Consider the following 13,349-nt stretch of genomic DNA (forward strand, 5'->3'; position numbering starts at 1 on the left):
AGGGGAGGGTCACTGACCTTTCTTTCCCTTCCTGACCGGACAGTTTCCATGACAGATTCCAGTTCCCGCCACGCTCCGCTCGGCTTCAACGCCTTTGTCGCCATCATGGCCGCGCTGATGGGGCTGAACGCGCTGGCCATTGATATCATGTTGCCGGGGCTGCCCTCTATCGGGGCTGCGTTCCTGCTGGACGATCCCAACCGGGCGCAGACGGTCATCGTCGCCTACATGACGGGCTTCGCCGCTGGGCAGCTGGCCATTGGATTGCTGGCGGACCGGTTCGGGCGCAAGCCGATCCTGATGGTCGGACTGGCCGCCTATACGGTCGCAGCGATCGGCTGCATCTTTGCGCCCAGCTTCGAGCTTCTGCTTCTGGCGCGTGTGGTGCAGGGGGTCGCGTCCTCCGCGCCTCGCGTCATCAGCACCGCGATCGTGCGCGACTGCTATTCCGGACGACAGATGGCGCAAGTGATATCGCTGATCATGATGGTGTTCATGGCGGTTCCCGTCGTGGCGCCCAGCATCGGCCAACTGGTCCTGTTCATCGCGCCCTGGCAGGCCGTGTTCGGTGTGCTGGCGCTCTATTCCATCGTGATGTGGTGGATCTGCGCCAGGTTCCTGCCGGAAACGCTCGCACCACAGAACCGGCGCGAGATCCGCCTTCCCGCTGTGGCAGATGCCTTCCGCTCGGTTCTGACCTCGCGTTTGACGATGGGCTATACACTGGCCGCAGGGACGTTCATGGGGGCGCTGTTCGGCTTCATCACATCCGCGCAGCAGATTCTGGGCGATGTCATGGGGCTTGGCGTGTGGTTTCCGCTGGTGTTCGCGCTGATCGCGGGCAGCATCGCGCTGTCATCCTTCGCGAATGCCTGGCTGGTGGAGCGGTGGGGGATGCGCTTTCTAAGCCACGGCGCGGTCCTCGCCTTCATCGTGCTGAGCACGCTGCTGGTCCTGACGGCGGACATCATTACCGTGGTGCCGTTTCTGCTGGTCGTCTCGATGTCGATGTTCATGGTGGGGATGACATTCTCGAACTTCAACGCGCTGGCGATGGAGCAACAGGGGCATGTGGCCGGCACCGCGGCATCCCTGATCGGAACGATCACGACTGTGATCGGCACGCTTATCGGTTTTATGATCGGGCAGTCCTTTGACGACACGATCGTCCCCCTCGCTGTGGGGTATCTGTCATGTGGCGTGCTAACCCTCGTCGTCCTGCTGGTGACCGAGAGCGGGCAACTTTTCCGTCGCACGGCCTAAAAATATGGAACGAAATCACATCACCGGACGTTCGGTCCCTTAAACGCAAAGTTGCACGCAGACACCGGAAAGACAGCACCACATGAGTTTCATCGCGCGCGCGGCACTTTTCCTGCTGCTCAGCTTCTTCGTCATGCAACCGGCCAACGCACAGGTCATTCCGGGATTGGGCTCCGGCACAGCATCCGAGGAAAGCTCGGCGGAGGATCCCGCCCAGGAGCCGGACGTCATAAGCGGACAAGTCGATGCGTTGGTGGATTTACTGCGCAATCCCGGTGTTCTGGACGCGCTGACCGAACGGCTGGCAGCCTCCGAAGCGCCGGTTGAGGTGACCCCGGAGCCCGTCGAAAACGATCCCCCCGCTTCCTTTGGCCGTCGCATCGCCAATGTCACAACCGACGCGGCCGAGGATGTCGCGCGATCCGCAAATCGTCTGTGGCTGGGCATCAGCCGCCTGCCGACTATCATCGAACGGTCCCTAGGGGCATTCGACCAGCTGGTGCTGATGACGGCGCTGACCGAACTGGCGCTGGTCGTGGTCATAACCTATGCCGTGTTCCTGACGTTGCGCTATCTGGGGCGGCGCTACGATCTGCGGATCGCACGCCGTGTGAACGAAGCGAACGGGGCCGTCCTGTTCGCATTCGCCCTGCTGGCATCGTTCAAGGATCTGGTGATCGCCATCGTCGCGGGGGCTGCTGGATATGGGCTGCTGCTCGTCTTTACCCGCAACAGCGGCGGTATCGGAGAGACGCAGGCGCTGTACCTGAACGCCTTCCTGCTGGTCGAAGCCACCAAGATCCTCATTCGCACGGTTCTGTCGCCCCGCGTTTCTGCCCTGCGACTGGTCCGCTTGCCGGACCGGGGCGCGGTAATTCTGGCGCGATGGCTGACCGTCTGCACGACGATATTGGGATACGGCCTGATGCTGGTGGTCCCGCTGGTGAACGTGAACGCATCCGTTCTGGCCGGCAGCGCGACGGGAACCGTGATCTCCATCGCGGTGGTGCTCAGCGCGCTGGTGATGGTGTTGTATCACCGAAAGGCCATTACGGCGTGGCTGATACCTCGAAACGCCTCGCGCCGCGGGATCGTCCGGGTGCTGATCTCTCTCTGGATCGTACCGACGGTCATCTACCTGCTGGGGCTGCTGGCCATCGTGGCGACACGTCCGGGGGGCATTCTGGTGCCGCTGTTGCAAAGCACGGCCATCATTCTGGGTGCAATCATCCTGGCGATGATCACGCTTCAGTTCCTGACCGGAGCCATCGCGCGCGGCGTAAGGCTGCCGGAAAGCTGGAAGATGCGGTTTCCCTTGCTGGAACGTCGCCTGAATTCCTTTGTGCCCAAGATCCTGTGGGTGCTGCGATTTGTCCTCTTCATCGTAGTCATCGGTGTCATTCTGAGCGTCCTTGGCGTTTTTGATTTCAGGGAGTGGGCCAGCAGTGATCTGGGTGCGATGGTGCTGTCCAGCGGCTTCAGCGTCCTGTTGATCACCATCGTGGCGTTCGCGATCTGGCTTCTCCTCAGCTCGTGGGTGGAGTTTCGCCTGAACCCCGATTTCGGCAAGGCGGCGACCGCGCGTGAGCAGACCCTGCTGACATTGCTGCGCAACGCCGCGACCATCGCGTTGCTGATCATCACCGCGATGATCGTGTTGAGCGAGCTGGGCCTCAATATCGGGCCGCTGCTTGCCTCCGCCGGGGTTCTGGGTCTGGCCATCGGTTTCGGTGCGCAAAAGATGGTGCAGGACATCATCACCGGCGTGTTCATCCAGTTCGAGAATGCGATCAATGTGGGCGACGTCATCAGTGTAGGTGGCATCACCGGCGCGGTGGAGCGGTTGACCGTCCGCTCCGTCTCGCTGCGCGATCTGCACGGTGTGTTCCACATCATACCGTTCTCCTCCGTCGATCTGGTATCGAACTACATGCGCGAATTCTCGTTCTACGTCTGTGACATGGGCATCGCCTACCGTGAGGATATCGACGACGCCAAGCTCGCGATGCACGATGCCTTCGAGGAGTTGAAGCGTGAGGAAGCCGGTCGCGACATTCTGGGCGATCTGGAATGGTTTGGTCTCAACAGCTTCGGTGACAGCGCGATTGTCGTACGCGCGCGGATCAAGACCCTGCCCGGCCAGCAATGGGGCATCGGACGCGCTTACAACCTGATCCTCAAACGGATGTTCGACGAACGCTCCATCGAGATTCCGTTCCCGCATCAGACGATCTATTTCGGTGAGGACAAGCAGGGCAAGGCGCCCCCGATGCGCGTGCTCAGCGAACAGGTTCAGGCCGCGCGCGAAACCCCAAAGCCGGAGGAGTTCGAGCGCCGCGAAACCGAACGGCCCGAAACCACGGTCGAGAACGATCCGCACAAGCACATGCCCGAATCCGACGAAACCCCCGATGGCGGGGACGCACCCCGATAGGTGCTCTGCCGGCGCGGCTGGCCGCCTCAGGCCGCCTGCCGCGCCCGGCGGTCACGCCGTACCGTCACCACGAAGCTGAACACGAAGACCGCCGTCAGCAGCAGAATGATCGTCGGCGCGGGGGCCGAATCCAACCAGAAGCTGAGATAGACCCCCGCCACGGCAGCAACCACGGACACCACCGTCGCGATGATCAGCATCGCGCCGAAGCGGCGCGTCCACAAAAAGGCGATGGCGCCCGGTGCGATCAGCAATCCGATGGCGAGGATTATGCCGATGGCCGTCAGGGCGCTGACCACGCTCAGCGATATCATCGCCAGCAATCCGTAGTGCAGCCACCGCACCTTCAGCCCGATCGCCTGCGCATGGGCAGGGTCGAAGATCAGCGCCATCAGGTCGCTGCGCAGCAGCAGCAGTGCCAGCGTGATCCCCACAGCGACCGAACCGGTCCAGACGATGTCGCGCCACCCGATGCCCAGCATGTCACCGAACAGGATGTGATCCAGATGCAGGTTGGACGGCACCGCCGCGAACAGCACGATGCCCAGACCGAACATGCCGGAAAACACGATGCCCATCACCGTGTCCTCCTTCAGCCGGCTGTTGAGGTTCAGCCAGCCTGTCGAGACGGCACAGAACATTCCCGCCAGAAACGCCCCGATGGCCAGCGGAATGCCCGCCACATAGGCCAGCACGATCCCCGGCAGGACGGCGTGCGAAATCGCGTCGCCCATCAGAGACCAGCCGCGCAGCACCAGAAAACAGCTCAGCAACGCCATGGGGACCGCGATCAGTATCGAAATCGCAAAGGCACGCTGCATGAAGTCGAATACGAAGGGTGTCGTCCAGTCCATCATGCGGCCCCTGTTCGTCGTGCCCGGCGCTTCGCCGCGAGAATGCCATGCTTGGGTGCGAACACGAATGCCGCCAGAAAGATCAGCGTTTGCAGGCACACGATGATTCCGCCCGTCGCACCGTCCAGAAAGAAGCTGAGATACGCGCCGAGAAAGCTGGACCCCGCGCCGATTGAGATGGCGATCACGATGACGCGTGACATCCGGTCGGACAGCAGATAGGCCGTCGCCCCCGGCGTCACCACCATCGCGATCACCAGAAACGCGCCCACCGTCTGCATCGCCGCCACGGTGGAAGCAGCCAGCAGGGTGAAGAACAGCACGCGCAAGCCCTGCGTCGGCAACCCGATGGAGCGTGCATGCGCCTCATCAAAGAAGGTCAACAGCAGGTCGCGCCACTTCACGATCAGCACCAGCATCGTCACGGCCCCGATGATCGCCAGTTGCAGCGTATCGGCGGGCGTGATCGCCAGAACGTTGCCCATCACGATGGTCTGCACGTTCACGCTGGTCGGGTTGAGTGAGACCATGAACAGGCCCAGCCCGAAGAAACTGGTGAAGATCAATCCGATCACCGCATCCGCCTTGAGCCGGGTGCGCGCCTGCAAGAACAGGATCGCCACCGCCGCCAGTCCGCCCGACAGGAACGCGCCCACCGCGAAAGGCAATCCCAGCATGTAGGCCCCCGCCACTCCGGGCACGATGGCATGGCTCAACGCGTCGCCGATCAGGGACCAGCCCTTGAGCATCAGGAACGCGCTGAGAAAGGCGCAGATCGCCCCGACAAGGGCGCTGACCCACATTGCGTTGACCATGTAGCCATAGGTAAACGGCTCAAGAAGCATCGTCGTCCCGTTCCCCATAGATCACGAAGGGTCGCTCATCATCGGAAATCACCGTGACGTGACGCGCATCGTCGTCGTCATGGTGCAGATCCGCGCCGCCCAGAACGAAGTGCCGCAGCACCCCGCCAAAGGCCATTTGCAGGTTCTCGGCGGTAAAGACCTCCTCCGTCGGGCCCTCCGCCAGAACGGTCTTGTTGATCAGGACGGTCCGGTCGCAGAATTCCGGTACAGAGCCGAGATTGTGGGTCGAGACCAGCATCACCCGCCCCTCGTCACGCAATTCGCGCATCAGGGCGACGATCTGCTCCTCGGTCGTGACGTCCACGCCGGTGAACGGTTCGTCCAGCAGGATGATCTGTCCCTCCTGCGCCAATGCGCGGGCGAGGAAGACCCGTTTTTTCTGTCCGCCCGACAGCTCCCCGATCTGGCGCTTGGCGAAATCTGTCATGCCCACGCGGGCCAGCGCGTCGTGCACAGCCTCACGATCCACGGCCTTGGGGATGCGCAGCCAGTTCATGCGGCCATAGCGGCCCATCATCACCACATCCTCGACCAATACGGGGAAGTCCCAGTCCACCTCCTCCGCCTGCGGCACATAGGCCACCAGATTGCGTTTCAGCGCCGCATCGCGGGAGCCGCCGAACATGGTAACAGACCCGTCCGAGACGGGGACAAACCCCATCAAGGCCTTGAACAGCGTTGATTTGCCCGAGCCGTTCACCCCGACAAGTGCGGTGATCGAGCCCTTGGGAATCTCGAAACTGGCATCGTGCAATGCGGTGTGGCCATTGCGGTACGTGACCGTCAGGTCCGCCACGCTGAGGCCGGGGCTGACGACGTCCTTCATTGCGTCAACCCGGCGGCAATCGTCTGAGTGGTGACGCGCAGCAGGTCCAGATAGGTGGGCACAGGGCCGTCCGCCTCGCTCAAACTGTCGACATACAGCACCCCGGCATAGTCCGCGCCGGTTTCCCGCGCTATCTGACGCGCCTGATCGTCAGGCACCGTGCTTTCGGAGAAGACGGCCCCGATATTGTGCTCCCGCACCGCGTCGATGACCTGACGGACCTGCTGCGGGGTGCCCTGCTGATCGGCGTTGATCGGCCAGATATACAGCTCCTTCAGGTCGAAATCGCGGGCCAGATAGCTGAACGCGCCCTCGGACGTGACCAGCCAGCGGCGGTCCTGCGGCACGTCGGCCAGGCTGTCACGGATCGGCTGCACCATGGCGTCGATCTGGGCCATGTAGGTCTCGGCGTTGGCGATATAGGTCTCGGCATTGTCAGGGTCATGGGTGACCAGCGCATCGCGTATATTCGCGACATAGATCTTCGCATTGTCTGGCGACATCCACGCGTGGGGGTTGGGCAGCCCTGCATAAGGACCGGACCCGATGCCGACAGGTTCCACCCCTTCGCTGACGGTCGCCTGGGGAATCTCACCAATATTGCGAAAGAACCGCTCGAACCATTGTTCCAGGTTCAGCCCGTTCCACAGGATCAGATCGGCGTCCTGCGCGGCCATAATGTCGCGCGGCGTCGGCTGGTAATAATGCACCTCCGCCCCCGGTCGCGTTATGCTGCGCACCTCCGCCGCATCGCCCGCCACGTTGCGCGCCATGTCCGCGATGATGGTGAACGTCGTTACGACCTTGAAATCCTGCGCCTGGGCCAAGGCAGGAAACATCAGGGCGACGATCAATGTCAGACGGATAAGCATGTAATCCTCCAGTGGGTTCGATGGAAAGCTATGGCCTTGCCCGGCCTTGTCAATGCAAATGCGACTTATTCTCATTAAGACTTGCTGTTGCGACGCAAATGCTGCTTATTGCGAAACATGAACGAGCTTTCGCGATATGAACGACAGATCAAGCAGGCCGGCCTGCGCTTGACGGCGCCGCGCCGAATCATCCTGCGCATTCTGGAACAGAGCGGCGACCACCCCGACGCGGCGGAGATTTTCCAGCGCGCGGCCAAGATGGATGCCCGCATATCGCTCGCCACGGTCTATCGCACCATGAAGGTGCTGGAGGAGACCGGCGCGGTTGAGCGTCATGCCTTTCAGGGTGGCCCTGCCCGGTTCGAGCAGGCCGACCGCGAACATCACGATCACCTGATCGACATCGAAACCGGTGCGGTGGTCGAATTCACCTCCCCCCGGATCGAGGAGTTGCAGCGCGCCATAGCCGAGGAACTGGGCTATGAGATCGTCGATCACCGATTGGAGCTGTACGGGCGCAAGATGACATGAGGATCGTCGGCGGTGAATTTCGCGGGCGCGCGCTGGCGGCGCTGGGAAAGGGCGACGCAGCCGCGCATTTGCGCCCCACCACCGACCGCGTACGTGAGACGCTGTTCAACATCCTGCGCGCCTATGACCTGCCCCAGGGGGCGCGGGTATTGGATTTGTTTGCCGGAACCGGCGCGCTGGGGCTGGAGGCGCTGTCACGCGGGGCCGTGCATCTGACGGCGGTCGATAACGGCGCGAAGGCATCCTCGCTGCTGCGGCGCAACGTCGAGGTGCTGGGCGTCCCGGATCGTACGCGCATTATCAGGCGGGACGCACGAAAGCTGTTCGTGACCGACACGCCGAACGACCTGATCTTCCTCGACCCGCCCTATGGCAGGTCTATGGGCACCGCAGCCCTGACCAGCGCCCTGGATGGCGGCTGGATCGCGCCCGACGCCCTGATCGTGTGGGAGGAAGCCACCCCGCAACCCGTGCCTGTCCCCCTGCGTGAGGTTGAGCGGCGCAGCTTCGGCGATACCTCGGTGCAGTTTCTGACGCCCGACTAAGCCAGCCCCACGATGTTCATCGGCGCGTCGGTGCTCCAGCCCGGCGGCACGGTCCGCTCGAATTTCGGCAGACGCTCGATCTTCTGCTCCCAATTCTTCAATGCCGGATTATGCATCATGTCGTGCAATTCGGACGGCTCCAGATGATCCAGCGACCGTCGCATCCACTGGATACCGGGATACAGCACGATATCGGCGGCGGAGATCTTGTTGCCACCCAGCCAGGGCATCAGGCGCAGACGATGCAGAATCGTCGCAAATTCCCGAACACCGACCTGCATCGCCCCGGCCAGATCGGCGGCCCGTGTTTTCTGTTCGCCGGTGAAGGCGATTGTCGCCAAGGTTACCATCGCGCCGCGCAGGTGATTTTCGTAATCCATGATCCATTGCCAGATCACCCCTGCCTCGGTCGCGCTGCGTCCGAACAACGGCGGCTCCGACTTAACCCGGTCCAGATAGGCAAGGATCGCCAGAGATTCGCGTATAGGACCGTCCGGCGTCATCAGAACCGGCACCTGCCCGCGCGGGTTGATTTGCAGAAAGGACGGGTCGGACATTTCGGCGCTGCCCGGATCGAACCTGGTTTCGGTGTAGCGGATTTTCTTGAGGTTGAGCGCCAGCATGACCCGCCAGACAGAGGGTACACCGCTGAGCCAGTAAAGGTGATACGCCATGTCTTGCCTCTCGTTTCGTCTAGCGGCCCCAATGGGCGCGCGTCTGTCGAGACATTCGCGTCCTGGAAGACCGAAATTCTCATGATGCTCCTCGCCCGGAAATGCGCGCTGTAACCGTTGCGCATTGTCCTGGGAGGAAAGTGGTGGGGGGGACAGGATTCGAACCTGTGTAGGGTTTCCCCGACGGAGTTACAGTCCGTTGCATTTGACCGCTCTGCCACCCCCCCGACGCGATCGTCTCTAGGTGACGTGGCGGGTGGATACCGGGGGGGGTGGGGCGCGTCAACACGAAATGCGCAAACCTTTACGCGGTGGGCGCACCGGACTATGCAAAACAGGACTATGCAAAACAGGCCTGTGCAAGAGGGGCCATGCAAACAGGCCTGTGCAAAGCGGCCCTCTGCAAAGACGACACCGGAACGGAGAGACCATGGCAGGCCAGGCAGACAAGAAACCCAAATGGGTCGTCGCAAAGGAACGCAGCCGCAACGGCCAGCCGGACACCGTCTGGTTGTTCGGCCTTCATGCCGTGCGCGATGCCCTACGCAACCCGAACCGGCAGAAATTGCGGTTGATGGTGACCAAGAACGCCGCCGACCGACTGGGCGATGCGTTGAGCATGGGGCCAGAGCCCGAAATCGTCGATCCGCGCAAATTCGACGCTCCCCTCGACCCGCAATCGGTGCATCAGGGGGCCGCGATGGAGGTCAAACCCCTCGACTGGGGGTCGGTCAGTGAGCGTTGCGCCTCGGGCGATGGCGCGCCCTTGGTGGTGCTGCTGGACCGGGTGACCGATCCGCACAATGTCGGCGCCGTGCTGCGCTCGGCCGAGGTATTCGGCGCACGGGCCGTCATCGCGCCGCACCGTCATTCCGCGCCCGAAACAGGTGCGCTAGCCAAGACGGCCTCCGGCGCGTTGGAGCGTCAGCCCTATCTGCGGGTCCCCAATCTGGCCAATGCCATGACAGCCCTGCGCGAAATGGGGTATTTCATCATGGGGCTGGACGGAGAGGCGGAGCACACGCTGTCCGGAACCCTTGCCGAACTGCCCAACGTGCCGATCGCCCTCGCCTTGGGGGCGGAGGGGCCGGGCCTGCGCGACAAGACGAAGGAAACCTGTCACCGGCTGGTGAAGATCCCGTTCGCAGGCGAATTCGGCTCTCTCAACGTCTCCAACGCGGCGGCGGTATCGCTGTATGCGGCACAGACACATATGAACCGCTAGGGGCCGCTTCAGCCCCCATCGCCCCCACGATATGCAGCATTGTGGATGCTACGTTGCACCCTCACCAGCCGCCCAGGTTCAGGCGCGGGGCGAAGGTTATTGCCAGATCCATCGACGCGCCGATGACATCTGACCGGCGAGCCTCGACAGGCAGAGAATCACCCTAGAGTTGTGTGGCGTGAAGAAGGCGGGATCGTGGTATTTTCGTGGCGAAGCACCGTATCGAATCGCACAAATATGACCCAAGCTATTGAACTATAATTGTTTTATACGCCTCCCCAAGGCGAGGTATGGCTTAGCGTTGAGGGAATCCCATGCTACACTCTAATTTGGAGGGGGGTGTGAACGGCCCCCGGTTTTCTCCACTACTGTCCCTCGTTCCCACCTCACGCCCGGAGCGCTGCTTCGGGCGTTTTTTTGTGACGGATCGCGGCTGCGGGACTATCGTGGGGATATGACCTATTCCGATGAGATGATGAAAACCGTCCTAGAACGCACACGCACGATCGCGTGTGTGGGTGTTTCGCTGAATGAGGTGCGGCCCTCCTACTTCGTTGCGCGATACCTCAAGCTGAAGGGCTTCGACGTGCATGGGGTGAACCCGGCTTACGCGGGCCAGACCGCCTTTGGTCATACGATCGTGCCTAGCCTGGCCGATCTGCCAGCCGACACCCGAATCGACATGGTCGATGTGTTTCGTCGATCCGATCAGGCGGGCACGGTGGTGGACGAGGCGCTGGAGGTCCTGGCCGAGCGGGGCCTGTCGACGATCTGGATGCAGATCGGTGTCGAGGATGCCGCCGCAGCCGCACGCGCGCAGGCACAGGGCATCACCGTCATCATGAACCGCTGTCCCAAGATCGAATACCAACGTCTGTTCGGCGAATTGCGGTGGGGCGGCTTCGCAACCGGGGTCATCTCGTCGAAGCGTTGATCGCGACAGGCAGCGACCACGGTGCCCTTCATTCCAAAATCGTATTTTGCCAGAAATGTGCAAAACCGGATGCGTTTTGCGACACGCGCAATTAGTGTTCGCGAAAACAACGGGGAGATTCCGAGATGACCGATACCGCACCCACCTATTCCTTCGAGACGCTGCAAATCCATGCGGGTTCTAAACCCGACCCCGAGACTGGTGCCCGGCAGACGCCGATCTATCAGAACACCGGCTACGTGTTTCGCGATACCGATCACGCGGCGGCCCTGTTCAACCTTCAGGAAGTCGGCTTCATCTATTCGCGCCTGACCAACCCCACCGTCTCCGTCTTGCAGGAGCGGGTGGCCACGCTGGAGGGCGGCGTCGGCGCGACCGCCTGCTCATCCGGTCACGCGGCGCAGATCCTGGCGTTGCTGCCGCTGATGGGTCCGGGCGACAACATTGTCGTCTCCACCCGCCTGTATGGCGGCACGGTCACGCAATTCTCGCAGACCATCAAGCGGTTCGGATGGGAGGCGAAGTTCGTCGATTTTGACGATCGCGGCGCCGTCAGCAGGGCCTGCACCAAGAAGACCAAGGCGATTTTCTGCGAATCCATCGCCAATCCCGGCGGTCACGTCACCGACCTGCCCGCCATCGCCAAGATCGCGGAGCGCAAGGGCGTGCCCCTGATCGTGGACAACACCACCGCGACCCCGTATCTGTGCCGTCCGTTCGAGCATGGCGCGCATATCGTCGTGCATTCGACCACGAAATACCTCAGCGGCAACGGCACATCCATGGGCGGGATCGTCGTGGATTCGGGCAATTTCGACTGGTCCGCCTCCGAAAAATTCCCGAGCCTCAGCCAGCCGGAACCTGCTTATCATGGCCTGAAATTTCATGAGACGTTCGGCCCCCTCGCCTACACGCTGCACGGCCATGCGGTCGGTCTGCGCGATCTGGGGCCGTGCCAGTCGCCGCAAAATGCCTTCCAGACCCTGCTGGGAATTGAGACGTTGAGCCTGCGGATGGAGCGTCACTGCGAAAACGCCAAGAAAATTGCCGAGTGGCTGGAAAACGACGACCGCATCGAGAGTGTCAGCTATGCCGGGCTGAAATCCTCACCCGTGTACCGCCGCGCCCGCAAGCTGTGCCCCAAGGGCGCATCCGGCCTGTTTACGTTCAAGGTAAAGGGCGGGTACGAGGCGTGCCGCAAGCTGGTCGAGTCGCTGAACATCTTCAGCCACGTCGCGAATCTGGGCGACACCCGCAGCCTGATCATCCACTCCGCCTCCACCACGCACCGGCAGCTGTCACCCGAGCAGCAGGAGGCAGCGGGCGCCGGGCCGGACATGGTGCGCGTGTCCATCGGTCTGGAAAATGCTGACGATCTGATCGCGGATCTGGATCAGGGGCTGAAGGCCGCGCTGGCCTGAGCACAGTAGGGATAGGAAACCGCGCGCCCCGGACGCTCCAGGGCGCGCGCCTGTCGCATCACTCGATGGCGAACACGACGTTGACGCGGGCGTTCAGGCCGACCTCGCCCTCCGCAATCGGAACGGACATGTCCGATGCCATCCGCGCCATTGCCATTTCCGGCTGAGGACGAGAAACGCCCCCGGCTTCGTCTATGCTGATAACAGGTCCCAGCGTCGCACCGGCGGCTTCGACATATAGCCGTGCGCGCGCCATCGCGTCCTCCACCGCTTCGCGACGGGCCTCCTCCATTAATGCGTCGGTATCGGACAGGCCGAAGCTGATACCGTTGATCCGGTTCGCGCCAGCCACGGTCACACCGTCCAGAACGTCGCCCAACGTGGGCAGCTTGGTCACGCGGATCAGCAGGGTGTTGGTCGCCTCGTACCCGACGATGCGCGGCCCCTGACCATTGCGCACCTCCGAATGGTCATAGATTGGTTGCAGGTTCAGCCCCGAGGTCTGCCTGTCCGCCCCTTCGATCCCGGCAGTGTCCAGCACGTCGAACAAGGCCTGCATCGCGCGGGTGTTCGCCCGCAGAGCATCGGTGGCGGTCTGCCCCTGCTCGCTGACGCCGATCGTTATCGTGGCAAGATCGGGTGCTGCCGTGACCTCACCCACTCCCGAAACGGTCACACGCCGTTCCGGCATGTCCTGTGCGACAGAGGCGGACCCGGCGGCCAGCCCCAGCAACATCACGGGAACAATCATCAAACGGCGCATGGCTCACTCCTTGAAACATCTGAAACTGTTCTAGCATGTAGGGTGCGCGCGATAGCGAACCAACTGCGACTGGCGATCTTGACCGGTCGCGCCTAGATATTGAGCAAGCAGCAGGAGAGAGACGTGCAATCAGGCGGTTTG

At 62.3% G+C, this 13,349-nt stretch carries 13 protein-coding genes and 1 tRNA gene; 7 read left to right on the plus strand and 7 right to left on the minus strand.

Going from position 1 to position 13,349, the window contains the following annotated elements:
- The first annotated feature begins 48 nt into the window (after positions 1 to 48).
- Both G8E03_RS00680 and G8E03_RS00685 read left to right on the plus strand, forming a co-directional pair.
- A complete protein-coding gene (locus G8E03_RS00680) occupies positions 49 to 1,263 on the plus strand; it encodes a multidrug effflux MFS transporter (RefSeq protein WP_166187480.1) in 1,215 nt (404 codons plus the stop codon).
- An 82-nt stretch (positions 1,264 to 1,345) separates the two neighbouring features.
- On the plus strand, positions 1,346 to 3,697 hold the full coding sequence (locus tag G8E03_RS00685) for a mechanosensitive ion channel domain-containing protein (protein ID WP_166187482.1): 2,352 nt from the start codon (positions 1,346 to 1,348) through the stop codon (positions 3,695 to 3,697).
- Between the two features lie 26 nt (positions 3,698 to 3,723).
- On the opposite strand, the gene G8E03_RS00690 is transcribed toward G8E03_RS00685, so the two are convergent.
- The 4 genes from G8E03_RS00690 to G8E03_RS00705 are packed head-to-tail and all read right to left on the minus strand — an operon-like array spanning position 3,724 to position 7,115.
- Complete coding sequence (locus tag G8E03_RS00690; protein ID WP_430693229.1) at positions 3,724 to 4,554, minus strand: metal ABC transporter permease; 831 nt, start codon at positions 4,552 to 4,554, stop codon at positions 3,724 to 3,726.
- Positions 4,551 to 5,396 carry a metal ABC transporter permease gene (locus G8E03_RS00695; RefSeq protein ID WP_166187486.1) on the minus strand — a complete coding sequence of 282 codons (846 nt, stop codon included), beginning with the start codon at positions 5,394 to 5,396 and terminating at the stop codon, positions 4,551 to 4,553. Before G8E03_RS00695 ends, G8E03_RS00690 begins: the two co-directional genes overlap by 4 nt.
- A complete protein-coding gene (locus G8E03_RS00700) occupies positions 5,386 to 6,243 on the minus strand; it encodes a manganese/iron ABC transporter ATP-binding protein (RefSeq protein WP_166187488.1) in 858 nt (285 codons plus the stop codon). The genes G8E03_RS00695 and G8E03_RS00700 overlap by 11 nt, the downstream gene beginning before the upstream one ends.
- A complete protein-coding gene (locus G8E03_RS00705) occupies positions 6,240 to 7,115 on the minus strand; it encodes a metal ABC transporter substrate-binding protein (protein WP_166187490.1) in 876 nt (291 codons plus the stop codon). Before G8E03_RS00705 ends, G8E03_RS00700 begins: the two co-directional genes overlap by 4 nt.
- A gap of 117 nt (positions 7,116 to 7,232) precedes the next feature.
- Here G8E03_RS00705 and G8E03_RS00710 point away from each other — a divergent pair, with 117 nt between their 5' ends.
- On the plus strand, positions 7,233 to 7,646 hold the full coding sequence (locus G8E03_RS00710) for a Fur family transcriptional regulator (protein ID WP_166187492.1): 414 nt from the start codon (positions 7,233 to 7,235) through the stop codon (positions 7,644 to 7,646).
- Positions 7,643 to 8,191, plus strand: coding sequence for a 16S rRNA (guanine(966)-N(2))-methyltransferase RsmD (rsmD, locus tag G8E03_RS00715; RefSeq protein WP_166187494.1), 549 nt, complete (start codon positions 7,643 to 7,645; stop codon positions 8,189 to 8,191). The genes G8E03_RS00710 and rsmD overlap by 4 nt, the downstream gene beginning before the upstream one ends.
- Here rsmD and G8E03_RS00720 read toward each other — a convergent pair.
- Positions 8,188 to 8,865, minus strand: a complete 678-nt coding sequence (locus G8E03_RS00720; protein WP_166187496.1) for a glutathione S-transferase family protein — start codon at positions 8,863 to 8,865, stop codon at positions 8,188 to 8,190. The genes rsmD and G8E03_RS00720 overlap by 4 nt on opposite strands.
- Positions 8,866 to 9,006: 141 nt before the next feature.
- Positions 9,007 to 9,092 (minus strand) — tRNA-Tyr (locus G8E03_RS00725).
- A 203-nt stretch (positions 9,093 to 9,295) separates the two neighbouring features.
- Between G8E03_RS00725 and rlmB the strand changes: the two genes are divergently transcribed.
- From rlmB to G8E03_RS00740, 3 genes are all read left to right on the plus strand, one after another.
- Complete coding sequence (gene rlmB, locus G8E03_RS00730) at positions 9,296 to 10,090, plus strand: 23S rRNA (guanosine(2251)-2'-O)-methyltransferase RlmB (protein WP_166187499.1); 795 nt, start codon at positions 9,296 to 9,298, stop codon at positions 10,088 to 10,090.
- 454 nt (positions 10,091 to 10,544) lie between these two features.
- Entirely contained in the window at positions 10,545 to 11,024 is a 480-nt protein-coding gene (locus G8E03_RS00735; protein WP_166187501.1) for a CoA-binding protein, read from the plus strand.
- Between the two features lie 125 nt (positions 11,025 to 11,149).
- Positions 11,150 to 12,445 (plus strand): O-acetylhomoserine aminocarboxypropyltransferase/cysteine synthase family protein, encoded by a 1,296-nt coding sequence (locus G8E03_RS00740; RefSeq protein ID WP_166187503.1) that lies wholly within the window; start codon positions 11,150 to 11,152, stop codon positions 12,443 to 12,445.
- A gap of 58 nt (positions 12,446 to 12,503) precedes the next feature.
- On the opposite strand, the gene G8E03_RS00745 is transcribed toward G8E03_RS00740, so the two are convergent.
- Complete coding sequence (locus G8E03_RS00745) at positions 12,504 to 13,208, minus strand: SIMPL domain-containing protein (protein ID WP_166187507.1); 705 nt, start codon at positions 13,206 to 13,208, stop codon at positions 12,504 to 12,506.
- Between the last annotated feature and the right edge of the window lie 141 nt (positions 13,209 to 13,349).

This window comes from Pontivivens nitratireducens (assembly GCF_011290545.1).
GTDB lineage: Bacteria > Pseudomonadota > Alphaproteobacteria > Rhodobacterales > Rhodobacteraceae > Pontivivens > Pontivivens nitratireducens.